This is a genomic window from Chryseobacterium limigenitum (genome assembly GCF_900114875.1).
Taxonomy (GTDB): domain Bacteria; phylum Bacteroidota; class Bacteroidia; order Flavobacteriales; family Weeksellaceae; genus Chryseobacterium; species Chryseobacterium limigenitum.
This window is the reverse complement of sequence record NZ_FPKW01000001.1, coordinates 260,185-275,211: the sequence shown is the minus strand read 5'-3', so window position 1 is coordinate 275,211 and position 15,027 is coordinate 260,185. Positions and strand designations below refer to the sequence as shown.

At 35.0% G+C, this 15,027-nt stretch carries 14 protein-coding genes; 5 read left to right on the top strand and 9 right to left on the bottom strand.

What is annotated here, in order from left to right; translation table 11 throughout:
- Positions 1–147: 147 nt before the first annotated feature.
- On the bottom strand, positions 148–648 hold the full coding sequence (infC, locus tag BT156_RS01320) for a translation initiation factor IF-3 (protein WP_170857257.1): 501 nt from the start codon (positions 646–648) through the stop codon (positions 148–150).
- A 101-nt stretch (positions 649–749) separates the two neighbouring features.
- Positions 750–2,669, bottom strand: coding sequence for a threonine--tRNA ligase (thrS, locus tag BT156_RS01315; protein ID WP_072406441.1), 1,920 nt, complete (start codon positions 2,667–2,669; stop codon positions 750–752).
- 140 nt (positions 2,670–2,809) lie between these two features.
- Between thrS and BT156_RS01310 the strand changes: the two genes are divergently transcribed.
- The gene (locus BT156_RS01310) at positions 2,810–3,784 is read left to right on the top strand and encodes a dipeptidase (RefSeq protein ID WP_072406439.1); all 975 of its coding nucleotides are present in this window, start codon (positions 2,810–2,812) and stop codon (positions 3,782–3,784) included.
- Positions 3,785–3,806: 22 nt separating this feature from the next.
- Here BT156_RS01310 and BT156_RS01305 read toward each other — a convergent pair whose 3' ends face one another.
- From BT156_RS01305 to BT156_RS01275, 7 genes are all read right to left on the bottom strand, one after another.
- Complete coding sequence (locus BT156_RS01305) at positions 3,807–3,989, bottom strand: hypothetical protein (RefSeq protein ID WP_072406438.1); 183 nt, start codon at positions 3,987–3,989, stop codon at positions 3,807–3,809.
- 12 nt (positions 3,990–4,001) lie between these two features.
- Entirely contained in the window at positions 4,002–4,607 is a 606-nt protein-coding gene (locus tag BT156_RS01300) for a DUF4230 domain-containing protein (protein ID WP_072406436.1), read from the bottom strand.
- A 3-nt stretch (positions 4,608–4,610) separates the two neighbouring features.
- Complete coding sequence (locus tag BT156_RS01295; RefSeq protein WP_072406434.1) at positions 4,611–5,177, bottom strand: TlpA family protein disulfide reductase; 567 nt, start codon at positions 5,175–5,177, stop codon at positions 4,611–4,613.
- A gap of 1 nt (position 5,178) precedes the next feature.
- A complete protein-coding gene (locus tag BT156_RS01290) occupies positions 5,179–5,646 on the bottom strand; it encodes a pyrophosphohydrolase domain-containing protein (protein ID WP_072406432.1) in 468 nt (155 codons plus the stop codon).
- 191 nt (positions 5,647–5,837) lie between these two features.
- Complete coding sequence (locus BT156_RS01285) at positions 5,838–8,771, bottom strand: reprolysin-like metallopeptidase (RefSeq protein ID WP_072406430.1); 2,934 nt, start codon at positions 8,769–8,771, stop codon at positions 5,838–5,840.
- A gap of 203 nt (positions 8,772–8,974) precedes the next feature.
- Entirely contained in the window at positions 8,975–9,472 is a 498-nt protein-coding gene (locus BT156_RS01280) for a DinB family protein (RefSeq protein ID WP_072406429.1), read from the bottom strand.
- 20 nt (positions 9,473–9,492) lie between these two features.
- Positions 9,493–10,632 (bottom strand): acyl-CoA dehydrogenase family protein, encoded by a 1,140-nt coding sequence (locus BT156_RS01275; RefSeq protein WP_072406427.1) that lies wholly within the window; start codon positions 10,630–10,632, stop codon positions 9,493–9,495.
- Positions 10,633–10,824: 192 nt separating this feature from the next.
- On the opposite strand from BT156_RS01275, the gene BT156_RS01270 reads away from it, so the two are divergent.
- From BT156_RS01270 to purC, 4 genes are all read left to right on the top strand, one after another.
- Positions 10,825–12,684: an endonuclease gene (locus tag BT156_RS01270; RefSeq protein WP_072406425.1), complete on the top strand. Its 1,860-nt coding sequence runs from the start codon at positions 10,825–10,827 to the stop codon at positions 12,682–12,684.
- Positions 12,685–12,849: 165 nt separating this feature from the next.
- Positions 12,850–13,455, top strand: coding sequence for a SatD family protein (locus BT156_RS01265; RefSeq protein WP_072406423.1), 606 nt, complete (start codon positions 12,850–12,852; stop codon positions 13,453–13,455).
- Positions 13,456–13,458: 3 nt separating this feature from the next.
- A complete protein-coding gene (locus tag BT156_RS01260; RefSeq protein WP_072406421.1) occupies positions 13,459–14,154 on the top strand; it encodes a DUF3307 domain-containing protein in 696 nt (231 codons plus the stop codon).
- 37 nt (positions 14,155–14,191) lie between these two features.
- A complete protein-coding gene (purC, locus tag BT156_RS01255) occupies positions 14,192–14,911 on the top strand; it encodes a phosphoribosylaminoimidazolesuccinocarboxamide synthase (protein WP_066758692.1) in 720 nt (239 codons plus the stop codon).
- The last annotated feature ends 116 nt before the right edge of the window (positions 14,912–15,027 follow it).

The following is a 15,027-nucleotide window of genomic DNA, read 5'->3' as shown; positions in this document are numbered from 1 at the left end:
ACAATAAAAAAATTGCAAACAAAATATTCACTTTTTTTTCTTTAATGTAAAATATCTGCATTAATCCAAACACTAATAAAAACAAAAAACCTCAAATTGCTTTGAGGTTTATATTTTAAAGAATAGATCTTAATAAATCTATTAAAATTATTTTGCTGGTTTTTTAGGACTCATCATCATAATCATTCTCTTTCCTTCAAGTTTAGGCAGCTGATCTACTTTTCCAACGTGCTCTAGTTCCTGAGCAAGTTTTAAAAGCAAAATTTCTCCCTGATCTTTAAAGATAATCGAACGTCCTTTAAAAAATACGTAGGTTTTCAATTTTGAACCTTCTTCCAAGAACTTTTCAGCATGTTTTCTTTTAAACTCATAATCATGGTCATCAGTCTGAGGTCCGAAACGGATCTCCTTTACTACCACTTTTACTTGCTTAGCTTTAAGTTCTTTTTGTTTTTTCTTTTGCTCATATAAGAATTTTTTGTATTCTAATATTCTTGCAATAAACGGTTCTGCCTTATCGGAAATCACTACAAGATCCAATTCTTGTTCCGAAGCAAGCTGTCTTGCTTTGTCGATTGGATAAATTCCCGGCTCTACGTTATCGCCCACTAAACGAAGCTCTCTCACACGAATTTTATCGTTGATCAAGTGTAAGTCCTCCTGTACAGGACGTCTTTGTGGGCCCCTGTTGTTAAATCTTTGTGCTATTGTATTAAATTTTATTGGTTAACTTTCTATTTGGCAATAATTTATATTGCCGCTTCTTTTTTAAAATAATTGACGAAATCTTCCATTTTCATCACTCCAAGATCTCCTTCTCCACGTCTTCTGACAGAAATCGTGCCATCTTTCTCCTCATTTTCTCCTATAATAAGCATGAATGGGATCTTGTTTAATTCTGCATCACGGATTTTTTTACCCGCTTTCTCATTTCTGTTATCAATCTGACCGCTAATATCGTGATTTTCTAAAAATTGTGAAACTTTTTTCGCATAATCTGCATATTTTTCACTGATTGGTAGAATTATGAACTGCTCAGGACTTAACCATAATGGGAAATCTCCTGCAGTATTTTCTAATAAAATTGCGATAAAACGCTCCATAGAACCAAATGGTGCTCTGTGGATCATTACCGGTCTGTGTTTTTCATTATCGCTTCCAATGTAATGAAGATCGAATCTTTCCGGTAAATTATAATCTACCTGAATCGTTCCTAACTGCCATTTTCTTCCTAAAGCATCCTTCACCATGAAGTCCAGTTTAGGGCCATAGAATGCAGCTTCACCATATTCAACAACGGTTTTCAATCCTTTCTTTTGAGCAGCATTGATGATCGCAGTTTCGGCTTTTTCCCAATTTTCATCAGAACCGATATATTTTTCTTTGTTATCAGGATCTCTTAAAGAAACCTGAGTCACAAAATCTTCAAATCCTAAAGACTTAAACACATAAAGTGTTAAATCAATTACCTTTTCAAATTCTTCAGAAAGCTGATCCGGAGTACAGAAAAGGTGAGCATCATCCTGAGTAAATCCACGAACTCTAGTTAATCCGTGAAGCTCTCCGCTTTGCTCATATCTGTAAACAGTTCCGAATTCTGCATATCTTTTCGGTAAATCTCTGTAGCTCCATTGTGAAGTCTTATAAATTTCACAGTGGTGAGGGCAGTTCATTGGCTTCAGCATGAATTCTTCTCCTTCATTAGGAGTTTTAATGGGCTGAAAGCTGTCTGCACCATATTTATCCCAGTGACCAGAAGTTACATACAGTTCTTTTGAACCAATATGTGGTGACATTACGAACTCATAACCTCCTTTTTTCTGAGCAACAGAAAGGAAATTTTCTAATTTTCTTCTCAAAGCAGTTCCTTTTGGCAACCAAAGTGGTAAACCAGCACCTACTTTTTCAGAGAAAGCGAAAATTCCGAGTTCTTTACCTAATTTTCTGTGATCTCTTCTTTTTGCTTCTTCTAATCTTTCAAGATATTCAGTCAATTCTTTCTGTTTAGGGAAAGAAATACCGTAAACCCTTGTTAATTGAGGATTTTTTTCACTTCCTCTCCAATAAGCTCCTGCTGCATTTAAGATCTTGATTGCTTTCACAATTCCTGTGTTAGGAATGTGTCCTCCACGACATAAATCTGTGAAGTTATCATGTGTTACAAAAGTGATTTCTCCATCATTAAGATTGGAGATCAGCTCAACCTTGTAAGGATTATCTGCGTATGTTTTTAATGCTTCTTCTTTAGATACAGGGTATAATGAGAATGTTGAAGCTTTTTTGGCATTTTCCAATACTTTCTTTTCAATCTTCTCAAAATCTTTTTCAGATAAATTTTCATCACCAAAATCTACATCATAGTAAAATCCACTCTCGATCGCCGGACCGATTGTTAACTTAGCATTTGGATAAAATTCCATGATCGCCTGCGCCAAAAGGTGGGCAGAAGAATGCCAGAAAGCTTTCTTTCCAAGATCGTCATTCCAGGTTAACAACTGCACCGTAGAATCCGTGGTTATAGGTGTGGTGATCTCTACTTGTTTGTTATTAACAATTGCGGAAATGGTGTTTCTAGCCAATCCCTCGCTTATAGATTTTGCCACATCTAAAGGAGTAACTGCTCCTTCAAATTCTTTGACACTATTGTCTGGAAGTGTAATTTTTATCATTGTTTACTAAGAAATTTTAAGTTGCAAAAATACGCATTTTTTATTTAAAATGCTATATTAACGTATATTTGAAGCAATATTTAATGCTAAAGGTAAAGAAAAACTTTTTTAATTTTCTATAAATAATTTACACTCTCATTATGAATGACTTAAATATCGACTTACACTGCGATCTATTATACTATCTATTAAGGCCAGATTCGAAAATTGATGATAAACAAGTGAGATGCTCACTGCCTTATTTAAAAAAAGGCCATGTAAAGCTCCAGATGATGGCAATTTATGCCGCTACAGGGAAGAATAGTACAACAGAAGGAATCAGGCAAAGTGAAATTTTCGCAGATTTATTAAAAAGCGATGATTTTTTTCTTTTTGATACTGAAAATTATAATGATATTGAAAACCAAAATCGGATAGGAGTTCTTGCTTCTATTGAAAATGGTTCGTCATTTTGTGAGGAAGACAGCAATTTGGATATTGGATTTAAAAATCTGGAAACCATCATTGAAAACACTCAAAAATTATTATATATCGGCCTTACTCATCATTCTGAAAATAGATTTGGCGGTGGAAATAATTCTGAAGTCGGTTTAAAAGATGATGGAAAAATTTTAATTGATTATCTCGCAGATAAGAAAATAGCGATCGATCTGGCTCATACAAGCGATCAATTAGCGTATGATATCCTTAATTATATTGATCAAAAAAATTATAAAATATCAATTCTAGCAAGTCATTCCAACTATAGAAATGTATATAAAAACAACAGAAATCTTCCAGATGAATTGGTTAAAGAATTAATTAAAAGAGAAGGTTTGATCGGACTTAATTTTATCAAAGATTATATTGATCATCATCATCCGGAAAGATTTTATGAGCATATTCAATACGGTTTGGACTTAGGTGCAGAAAATTGTATCGCATATGGAGCAGACTTTTTCTTTGATGATGAACATCCCGACCAATCCCGTTATCCTTTTTTCTTTGATGAATTTAAAGACGCAACAAGTTACAATTCGATTAATAAAAGATTAAGAGAAAATTTTTCACCTGAGATTATGGAGAAAATAAGTCACAAAAATGCGCTGGATTTTATTAAAAGATTATGGAGTTAAAGCAAAAAAAAATACTAAGCTTTCACTTAGTATTATCTGTTTTTCCAGTTTTGTTTTTAGAAGCTTTTTGAATGTCTTCTTTATCAATATCTGGTGGGTTTGTCTTTTTCGAAGAAGCAGGAATATCAGGAAAATCCTGATTTTGCTTTTTTGATTCTGAAGAATTGGCAGATTCTTTCTTTTTGTTATCGTCTTTTGAATTCATAGCTTTACATTTTTAAAGTCCTAAAATACCTAGTTGACCTGTTTTGTCTTCTATAGTATAATTCAAAGCCTTTGCCAAAACGAAAATATTATTAAGATTTTCCATTAATTGTTGACGCCCCTCGCTTCTTAGCTTATTTTGATCAATAGATTTAATGGCAACATCTTTTGCCTTTTGAGTTACATTTTTAATGTCTTTCTCAGAAATTCTATTGAAGAAAGAGTCGTCAAGAGACTGTATTTCAACACTTGGAGTAATTCTTATATCCGCATTAGGTAATTCTGTGATAATCAATTTTTTATTAATAGAATCAACCTCCATTTTCATTTTGTTTAAATCGTAAGAAACTTGTGCATTAGTCTTTGTGTAAGTAATAATGCTGTTGCTAGAAACCTCGCTTCCGAGGACCTCATAACCCATCTTGGTTTTCTGCATCGAAGAAACATTCTGCTCCAATACAACCATTTTATTCATTTTAGAAATCTGGTTTGTCAGAATGTAATAGTCTGATTTTTCCGTTTTTCCGCCAAGATTCAGGCAAGATTTAATACCAAAAAACAAGAGTAACATGATGGCAACTCCTGCTAAAAATGGTAATATTATTCTATTATTTCTCAATATCTATTTTTTAAATATTTCTTTTATTACAGATTTGTCGTCTTTCTTCAAAATTTCAACCAAGTCTCTTTCAATATAACCTGTCTTAGGCATTTCTATAATTCTTCCAATTTCCTTGCCATATTTTTGAACGATAATCGTAGGAACTTTCTGAATATTATAAAGCCCTTCCTCACCAGATGGCGATTCTTTTTTGCGGTTTACGGCAATAATGGTTAATTTAACTTCAGGATATTTCACTTCTTCCAAAATCTTCATCAATCTTGGAAAATCTCTGTGACTGTCTTCGCACCAGGTTCCGATAAAAACAGTGATGTTGTAAGAATTTATCTTATCCTTTCTAAGTTCACTGATCGCTTTTTGGTCAATTGCATATTCATCATGTTCTTTTACATACCAATCTGCGTAAGGGGCTTTTGTAAACTGATCTTTAGTTTGAGTTCCTAAAAGCATTTTTCCATCCTTAGTAGTTTCAACTTCACGGTTCACCACTACTTTTTGTGCACTGAACTGCTGAGTTGCCAAAACCAGGCATGAAATGGTAACAACATTTGTGATTATTTTTTTCATATTATTTTTCGATAATTGTTTTTAAATCGGCAGGAGAGTAGTATTTGTTTTTCAATACTTTATGATCTGCCTGTCTGTAAACATTAAATTTTTCTCCGGATTTTTCATAGAAAGATTCTACTTCTTTTACTTTATAAAACTCAACTGTTTCCTGTGCCTGTTCTTCATTATCGCAAGCTTTAGACATATTGGAACGCTGAACTTCGTTGAATAGCTCTACAAATTTGCTGCCAAGTCCGAATTCTAATACCGCACCGCTTAAAACGTACTGCAAATCGCAAAGTGCATCTGCAATTTCCACGATGTCATTATCCGCAATCGCTTGTTTTAATTCATTTAATTCTTCCTGTAAAAGCTCAACTCTAAGGTTGCATCTTTCCGGAGAAGGAATTTGTGGAGTATCTAAAATAGGCGCTTTGAAAGTTGTGTGGAATTCTGCTACTTGGTTCAGGCTGTCAATTTTTTCCATGAAATTTTTAAATTTAGAGCAAAGATAGAAAAGATGAATGATAAATTATAATTGATAATTGATTTTTGTAAACAGGATAATCTCTTTGGCTCAATAAATTCATCACTGATCATTGATTATTTATCAATTATAAAAAAAGACTGCCCAAATGGACAGCCTTTTATCTCAAAATTTAACTTAATGAAGGTTATTTAGTTTTTGATGAATCTTTTTGAGATTTCACCGATCTGGATCATATAAGCACCTTTGATAAGACTGCTTACATTTACAGATCCTCTTTGAAGTTTTCCTGAGTTAATTAGTTTTCCACCCATATCGAAGATCTTGTAATCTTCTGACGTCGTATTTGAAACATTTAGAATATCTCTTACAGGGTTCGGATATAATTTAATGTCTGTCATTAAATCTTTAGTATCCAATAAATCTCCTCTTCCTGAAGAAACAATATTTAGCGTATAATCTTCAACTTGTCCGTAAGTATATGAACCACAAGATGATGTTGGAACAGAACTGTACTGCATCATTACTCTCATTCTGGTAGTTCCTACTGTTGCTGTTGCCGGAATAGTGATGCTTCCCGTTACAGGAGTTGTTTTAGAACCTGTTTTAGACCAAGCTAATTCTCCGCTATCCGTAAAGTCACCATCACCGTTGTAATCGATGTAAACCGCATAAGCTTCATTGTAAACCGTTGATGTCCAAACCGGAGTTACCGAAACAGTATAAGCACTTCCTCTGGTTACATTTGTCGAAACAGCCGTAAAGTTTTCATAACCTGCAGTTCCTGTAGAAGTATTGTTTATTGTTCCGAATTTCACATTTCCTATTCTCTCATCAGCTGTATTTGTTGAAGTTGCTGAACAGTAGCTCACCGCACTTCCTGCAAGAGTTGTAACGCTCACAGAATTACTTGCAACTGAAATATTTCCTGCTGCATCTTTTGCTTTAACTGAGAAGCTGTAAGTTGTTGATGGCGTTAAACTTGTTACTGTATAAGAAGTTGAAGCTGTAGAACCTATTAATGAAGCTCCCTGATACACGTCATATCCTGTAACACCTACCGCATCTGTTGCGCCAGACCAAGAAAGATTTGTAGTTGTAGAAGTTGTTCCTGAAGCCGCTAAAGTAGGAGCGGTAGGAGCAACAGTATCACTTGTACCTGAACCTGCATTTACTGTAATATTAGCATTATTTACGTCAAAGAAAATATGATTGGAACCTTTTACCATAATTCTTCCCGTTGTTGTAGAAGCATTTGGAATAACCACAGCCTGAGTTCCATCGTTTGGAGTTCCTGCCAATAGAGTAGTCCATGTATTTCCACTGTCTGTAGACCAAAGAATATCTACGTTTGCTGCGTTTACTCCGTTTGCTGTAGTTCCTGCAACATTCCATGTTACAGTTTGAGAAGTTCCTCCTGTATACGTTGTTGCTGAATTTTGAGAACTTACGCTGAATGGTCCTGCCGTTCCGTTAACTGTAACGATCGCATCATCAGAATTATTTCCTGAACCTCCGGCTCTATTGTCGCGAACTGTAAATCTGAAATTCAAGGTTCTGGCAACATTAGATAAAGCTTCAACAGTGATTTCTGAGCCAGCAGTTGTAGTTGCACCTGTTAAAACGGAAGCCATTCTTGGGAAATATCTCACAGGAGTTGCCTGCGGAGTCCAGGATCTGAAAGTTGGCCCTGTTGCTTTTGTAGCACTTGCCGCAGAACTAGCTCCTGTTTGAGAAGAAGAAGCATTGTCCATCTGCTCCCAAACATAAGTTAATGAATCTCCGTTGGCATCAGTCCCTGTTCCTGTCAGCATAAACGGTGTTCCTTTTGGAATTGTATAATCTAAACCTGCGTTAGCTGTTGGAATTGAATTTCCTGTTGAAGTACTTACAGGACAGGTTTTAGCTTTAATATTATTAGTAATCTGCTGAATGCTCACCGCATGGAAAAATGCATCCGAATGAGGTTGAATATCCTGAGCCGTAATTCCCGCATATCCCATAATTGTTGATCCGGAACCCGGTTCCATATTCACGCCAGTTCCTTCATTAGCATGAGAAAAAGTATGATTTCCTCCGAATTGATGACCCATTTCGTGAGCTACATAATCAATATCAAAATTATCTCCTGATGGAATTGCATCTGCCGGAGAAGTATATCCGCTTCCTTTTGAGCCGTTTGTACAGACGCAGCCGATACAACCTGCATTTCCGCCACCTCCGGAAGCTCCGAATAAGTGACCGATATCGTAATTTGCTTCACCAATCACAGAAGTTAGGGTTGATTGAAGCTGTGAATTCCAACTGCTCATTCCTGAAGCCGCAGAGTAAGGATCTGTAGAAGCGTTGGTGTAAATTACCGCATCATTATTAGCGATAAGAACCATTCTTGCAGAAAAATCTTTTTCAAAAACTCCATTTACACGAGTCATTGTGTTGTTCATTGCTGCCAAAGCGTTGGCTTTTGTTCCGCCGAAATAAGCTGTGTATTCACCTGTACTTGAAAGGGCTAATCTGAATGTTCTTAATTTAGCATCATCAGCATTTGGTCTTGCTACAAGATTGTTTGCGCTGATAACACCTTTTTGAGCAACATCAATTACAGTACATTCAAATTTATTAAGATCATCTTTCTTATCTGATTTTTTGTAAACGACATAGGTAGATAGATCTTTAGTGTAAGGCTCAATGAAAACTGCAGATTTATCTCCATAAATTTCCATTGAAGATAGTCCTAGCTGAGAAATACTGAAATAAACTGTAGAATTTGGATCATCAAGACCTTCACCAACGTAAGATTTGATATCAGGATACTTTGCTGCTAATTGAGGATCGAAGTTTGAATTTTCTTTTACTTTAAAATTCTCCATTTTCCCTTCTGAATTCGGGAAAGAAATAATGATCATGGATTTTTCGCCAACAGCCAGTCTTTTAGGAGCTTTGGCCAATACGTTTTTCAAGCCGTTAATATCAAGGCTGTAAACCTTAGGATTAGTAACGAAATTCTTGTTTTCGAAGACCTCAGAAGTTGCTTTTCTTGAACCTTCAGACCAAAGACGATCTGTCTGCGCGAAAGAAATGCCAGTGATGAGAAGCATTCCGATCATTGATAACTGTTTTTTCATATAAATATTATTTTGATTGTGAAATATCAAAGCTAATAAAATTTTAACAATGAAAAACGAATTTTTTTAAGAAAATTTATGATAATATGTTTAAATTATTATGCAATACATTGAATTAGGCTTAAAACACATTATCTCAAAAAAAGAAAATAGCACACGCAAAATACGTGTGCTATTCAATTATGATAATATAATTCTAATTTTTACATTTTATCGTCGGCGGTTGGCCCGTACAATCCCGGAACTTTATTTCCTGTAGATCTTAAATAAACAACCAATTCACCTCTATGATGATACAAATGATTATACAAAAAGCCGCGAATCACCTGAATTTTCTGAGTAGGAGGGAAAAGTACGTTACCGTTCATTTCCATTTTCCATTCATTAAAATAATCTTCCTCATTAGAGTTTTCTATTGATTTTTGAGCATTGGCAACATTTTCTTCAAATTTTGCTACAATATTCTCAGCTTTAGAAATATCTCCTTTGTCGTATTGATAGGCTCCCATATCAAAAACATCCTGATTGAAGGTAGACTCGTACCAATTATAAACTTCTGCAATATGAGAAGCTAATTGAGCTGTTGTCCAGTTTTTTTCAGACGGTTTCCAATCTAAAGCGCTATCGGGAATCGCTTTTAAAATTTTTCTGGTGTTTTCTGCTTCATGCAAAAATTCACCCAAAAGGGCTTTTTTAATCATTTGTATGTTTTTTAATAAATTTATTTAGTGATATCTCTACCGATAACCAATCTCTGGATCTCAGAAGTTCCTTCACCAATGGTACATAATTTAGAGTCTCTGTAATATTTCTCGGCAGGGAAGTCCTTAGTATAACCGTAACCTCCGAAGATCTGAACAGCATTATTAGCAATTCTTACACAAGCTTCAGAAGCGTATAATTTTGCCATAGCTCCTTCTCTTGTCATTTTTTGCTTAGCATTTTTCAATGTTGAAGCTCTTTGAATCAATAGTTCAGATGCATCAATTTCTGTAGCCATATCCGCCAACATGAAGTTGATCGCCTGGAATTCTGAAATAGATTTTCCGAATTGATGTCTTTCTTTAGCATATTTTAAAGCAGCTTTATAAGCTCCTCTTGCAGTACCTAAACTTAGTGCAGCGATAGAAATTCTACCTCCGTCAAGAATTTTCATTGCCTGCTTGAAACCTTCTCCAACTTCTCCTAAACGATGAGAATCCGGAACTCTCACATTGTCGAAAATTAATTCTGCAGTCTCAGAAGCACGCATTCCTAATTTATTTTCTTTTTTACCAGAAGAAAAACCAGTCATTCCTTTTTCTAAAACGAAAGCTGTAGAGTTATTTTTTGCACCAATCTCTCCGGTTCTTGTCATTACAACAGCAATGTCTCCGGAAATAGCATGAGTGATAAAGTTTTTAGCACCGCTGATAATCCAGTCATCACCGTCTTTTACTGCCGTTGTAGACATTCCTCCGGAATCTGAACCAGTATTATGTTCTGTTAATCCCCAAGCTCCGATAACTTTACCTGAAGCCAATTGAGGAAGCCATTTGTGTCTTTGCTCTTCATTTCCAAACTCATAAATGTGGTTTGTACAAAGAGAATTGTGCGCTGCTACAGAAAGCCCGATAGAAGGATCTACCTGAGAGATCTCATCCAGGATGGTAACATACTCGTGATAACCAAGACCAGAACCTCCATACTGCTCAGGAATAACAATACCCATGAAACCCATCTCTCCCAATTGGTGAAATAAATCCTTTGGAAAAGTTTGACTTTCATCCCATTCCATAATGTTCGGTCTGATGTTTTTTTCAGCAAACTCTCTTGCCGTTTCAGCTATCATTTTAATGTTGTCCATTGTTTCTGTATTCATATAGATAAAATAGTTAGTGCCCAAAGATACTTAAATTGTTGGTATACGAAAAAAAATTATTTCTATCATTCTAATTCATTCACAAAGTTTTAATTATCAATTTTTTATATTTTGTTAATTAATGATTTTTTAATAAAAATTTCAGAACTTTGAGTTAATTAATTTACTATTTTAGCCACCCAATTTTAAAGCATGAAAAAACTTCTACTTCCTATAATTTTATTTTCATCTTATATCTTCGCTCAGATTCCTGCAGGATATTATGATGGAACAGCGGGGCTTACAGGCTATGCCTTAAAGTCGAAACTTCACGATATTATATCGGCAAAAAACACCAATTGGAATTATAGCGACCTTACCAATTACTATAATCAAACCGATCTTGATAAATATTATGATCACGACGCCAGCAATACAACCTTATTATTAGATATGTATTCTGAAATACCCACCGGACCCGATGCTTACGAATACACTACAGCCAATATTATCGGAAGCGCAGGCGCAGAAGGACTAGGATGGAACAGGGAACATATGATGCCCCAAAGTACATTTTACAGTAATTATCCAATGTATTCTGATTTGTTTTATGTAGTTCCTACAGATGCAAGAATCAATCAGTTGAGAAGTAATTATCCTTATGGAGTAGCCGGCACAACGACTTTTTACACCTTTACAAATTCTTCTCGAATTGGAAACAGTGCTATTCCTAATTCGGTTTATACAGGACGTGTTTATGAGCCTATTAATGAATTTAAAGGCGATGTAGCAAGAAGCCTGCTGTATTTTGCGGTGAGATATGAAGGAAAATTAGGCACTTTTAACTTTAATAATAATGCAAATCCGGCTTCTGATACCAACCCGTTGGACGGAACAGAAGAAAAAGCTTTTGACAACACATATATTGCAATGCTCCTTCAATGGAATGCTCAGGATCCTGTTTCTCAGAAGGAAATCGACAGAAATAATTCCGTTTATACTTTACAGAAAAACAGAAATCCTTTTATAGATAATCCGGCCTGGGTGAGCGCGATCTGGTCGCAAACTCCGGATGCGGCTGTTCCACAAACTCCGTTAAATCTTACGGTAACTCAAACAAGTGCTTATTTTACAACGTTAAGTTGGTCTCCAAGCACAAGCACAGATGTTATCGGTTATAAAATCTATCAAAACGGAACATTGGTAGCTTCAACAAGAAATACATCAATCAGCATTGATCATTTGACGCCGTCTACAGCATATAGCTTTACGGTTAAAGCTTATGACAACGGATATTTGCTTTCTTCGGACAGTAATATTGTTCCTGTTACAACTTTAGCGTCAGACATCTATGCTAAAGATTTATTGATTACAAAATATTTAGAAGGAACATCTAATAATAAAGGATTAGAAATAACAAATAAAACCGGTCACACAGTAAATTTAAGTGATTATAGACTATCTATACAACTTCCGAGTGGCAGTAATTTTTATTATCCTGCGCCTTATGAATTGGAAGGAACAGTTCAAAACAATGAAACCTTTGTAATCCTTAATCCTAGCGCTAATTTTTCATGTTATGTAATTGATCAGGCGAAGTTTGTCACTGCGGCTCCGCAAATGACTTTTTCAGGAACTCAGTATCTGGAATTACGTTATAAATCTGCAACTGTAGACGCAATTGGAACCAGCGGGCAGAGTAATTCTTTAGGAAATATTTCATTATACAGAAAATCAAACATTATGCAGCCTGCAAATACATTCAACCTTAGTGAGTGGGATTCTTATGCAAGTAACTACTGTGATAATCTGGGAACACTATCTACCTCTGAATTATTAACTGAAAATAAAAAATTCAGAATCTATCCAAATCCAACTCAGGAAAATATTTTTGTGAGCGGAAATGAAACAGAAAAAATCAAAACAGCGCAGATTTTAGATTTATCAGGAAAATTGATCTATACTGAAAAAGCTCCTTTTAAAAATAAGAAGAATATTTCTGTACAAAACCTGTCATCAGGAACCTATTTATTAAACCTTGATGGTAAAGGATATCAGTTTATTAAGAAGTAAGTCTAGGATTTAAGTCTATATTTAGACATCTTAATCCTTTAAATAAACATCACAAAACCTTTATTTAAGGTATCATCGATATAAGCAGATTCACTAATAATCATTATCTATAAGTGTTTCTGCTTATATTTTTTATTTATAAGTAATAATGCTTATATTTGCAAAATGATAGCGGTCCTTACGGGTGATATTATAAATTCGCAACACGCAGACACAGAAGTTTGGATTACCAAGCTAAAGAATCTTCTGGAACATTGGGGAAGCTCACCACTTACGTGGGAAATTTACAGAGGAGATGAGTTTCAGTTCAAATGTAACATTGATGATGTGTTCTGGCGTTTTCTAGCCATAAAATCTCTTATAAAAAGTCAGGAAAATTTAGATGTAAGAATTGCCATTGGTATTGGTGAGGAAAATTTTTCGTCCGAAAAAATCACTGAATCCAACGGAACCGCTTATGTGAATTCCGGAAGATTATTGAATGATCTGAAAAGTGATGGGCACACCGTTGCCATCAAAACTTCCAATGACAATGTAGACAGAGATCTTAATATTTTGTTGAAATGGTCTTCCAAAGACTTTGATAACTGGACAATGGCGACCTCAGAAATCATCCACGAAATGATCATGAATACCGACATCACTCAGGAAGATCTGGCAAAAAAATTCGCGATCTCACAATCGTCGATAAGCCAGCGACTGAAACGCGCAAACTACGAGCTTATCGTAGAGACCAATCAATATTTTAGAAAGAAAATCTCAGAACTGTAAACTATGATCTTTACTAAACTCATATTGGCACATTTACTTGGAGACTTTATTCTCCAGCCAAATTCATGGGTAGCTGATAAAGAAAGCAAAAAACTGAAGAGCAAATATTTGTATCTTCATATTCTGATTCACACCATATTAAGTTTTATTTTCCTTTGGGACTTACAACTTTGGTGGGTAGCGGTTTTGGTGGGACTTACACATTTTATCATTGATGCTTCCAAATTGATTTTTCAAACCATTAAGAATAAAAAGAATTGGTTTTTTATTGATCAAGCACTTCATATTTTAGTGATTGCAGGAGTATCTTTTTATTTTAATGAATTTAATTTTGAATTTTTAGAAGATCAGAATACTTTAAAAATATTGATGGCAGCTCTGTTTTTAACGACACCTGCTTCTATCTTTATTAAAATACTATTGTCTTCATGGACGCCCGTTCCGGAGACAGTAAGCAATATACAAACCGAATCTTTATCGAGTGCCGGAAAATATATCGGGATTTTAGAACGTTTACTGGTTTTCACTTTTATTATGGTGAATCACTGGGAAGGTGTGGGTTTTATGGTGGCTGCGAAATCTGTTTTCAGGTTCAGCGATCTTGCACAGGCCAAACAAAGAAAATTAACAGAATATGTATTGATAGGTACATTACTGAGCTTTGGAATGGCAGTTTTAACAGGAATTTTAATTAAGTAAAATAAATATAAATCTAACTAATAAGACATTTAGAAAAATGGAAAAGAAAGAAATGTTGTACGAGGGTAAAGCAAAACAAGTATTTGCAACCGATAATCCGGATCAGGTAGTTGTACGTTTCAAAGACGACGCAACTGCATTTAATGCTCAAAAAAGAGGATCTGTTGATTTGAAAGGTGAAATGAACAATGCCATCACAACTTTGATTTTTGAATATTTAAATGAAAAAGGGATCAAAACTCATTTCATTAAGCAATTGGACGAAAGAGAGCAATTGGTAAAAAAAGTATCCATCATTCCTTTGGAAATGGTTGTAAGAAACTATTCTGCAGGAAGTATGGCTCAAAGATTAGGAGTTGAAGAAGGAATTAAATCTCCGGTTACCATCTTCGATATCTGCTACAAAAAAGACGAATTGGGAGATCCGCTTATCAACGATCACCACGCAGTTTTCTTAGGTGCAGCTACTTATGAAGAGCTTGATGAGATGTACGAGTTGACTTCTGATATCAATGAAATCCTGATCGATCTATTCGATAAAATGAACATCATCTTGGTTGACTTTAAAATTGAATTAGGTAAAACTTCAGACGGTGAGATCATCCTTGCAGACGAAATTTCTCCTGATACTTGCAGACTTTGGGACAAAGATACGATGAAGAAATTAGATAAAGACAGATTCAGAAGAGACTTAGGTGAAGTAACCGAAGCTTACGTTGAGATCTACAACAGATTGAAAACTTTACTAGGTAAGTAATTTAGGCTAGAAGCCAGAAGTTGGATGCTGGAAGTTTATCGGCAAAAATTAAAAGTTTAGTTGTAAACTTCAGACTTCAAGCTCCCAGCTTCCATCATCAAAATTTAGAAAAAATA

Bases quoted from the DNA above. Each gene is read 5' to 3' on its own strand.
- BT156_RS01275 (WP_072406427.1), bottom strand. From the start codon at position 10,632: ATGAATACAGAAACAATGGACAACATTAAAATGATAGCTGAAACGGCA.
- BT156_RS01290 (WP_072406432.1), bottom strand. From the start codon at position 5,646: ATGGAAAAAATTGACAGCCTGAACCAAGTAGCAGAATTCCACACAACT.
- BT156_RS01285 (WP_072406430.1), bottom strand. From the start codon at position 8,771: ATGAAAAAACAGTTATCAATGATCGGAATGCTTCTCATCACTGGCATT.
- BT156_RS01305 (WP_072406438.1), bottom strand. From the start codon at position 3,989: ATGAATTCAAAAGACGATAACAAAAAGAAAGAATCTGCCAATTCTTCA.
- thrS (WP_072406441.1), bottom strand. From the start codon at position 2,669: ATGATAAAAATTACACTTCCAGACAATAGTGTCAAAGAATTTGAAGGA.
- BT156_RS01265 (WP_072406423.1), top strand. From the start codon at position 12,850: ATGATAGCGGTCCTTACGGGTGATATTATAAATTCGCAACACGCAGAC.
- BT156_RS01270 (WP_072406425.1), top strand. From the start codon at position 10,825: ATGAAAAAACTTCTACTTCCTATAATTTTATTTTCATCTTATATCTTC.
- BT156_RS01280 (WP_072406429.1), bottom strand. From the start codon at position 9,472: ATGATTAAAAAAGCCCTTTTGGGTGAATTTTTGCATGAAGCAGAAAAC.
- BT156_RS01295 (WP_072406434.1), bottom strand. From the start codon at position 5,177: ATGAAAAAAATAATCACAAATGTTGTTACCATTTCATGCCTGGTTTTG.
- BT156_RS01260 (WP_072406421.1), top strand. From the start codon at position 13,459: ATGATCTTTACTAAACTCATATTGGCACATTTACTTGGAGACTTTATT.
- purC (WP_066758692.1), top strand. From the start codon at position 14,192: ATGGAAAAGAAAGAAATGTTGTACGAGGGTAAAGCAAAACAAGTATTT.
- BT156_RS01310 (WP_072406439.1), top strand. From the start codon at position 2,810: ATGAATGACTTAAATATCGACTTACACTGCGATCTATTATACTATCTA.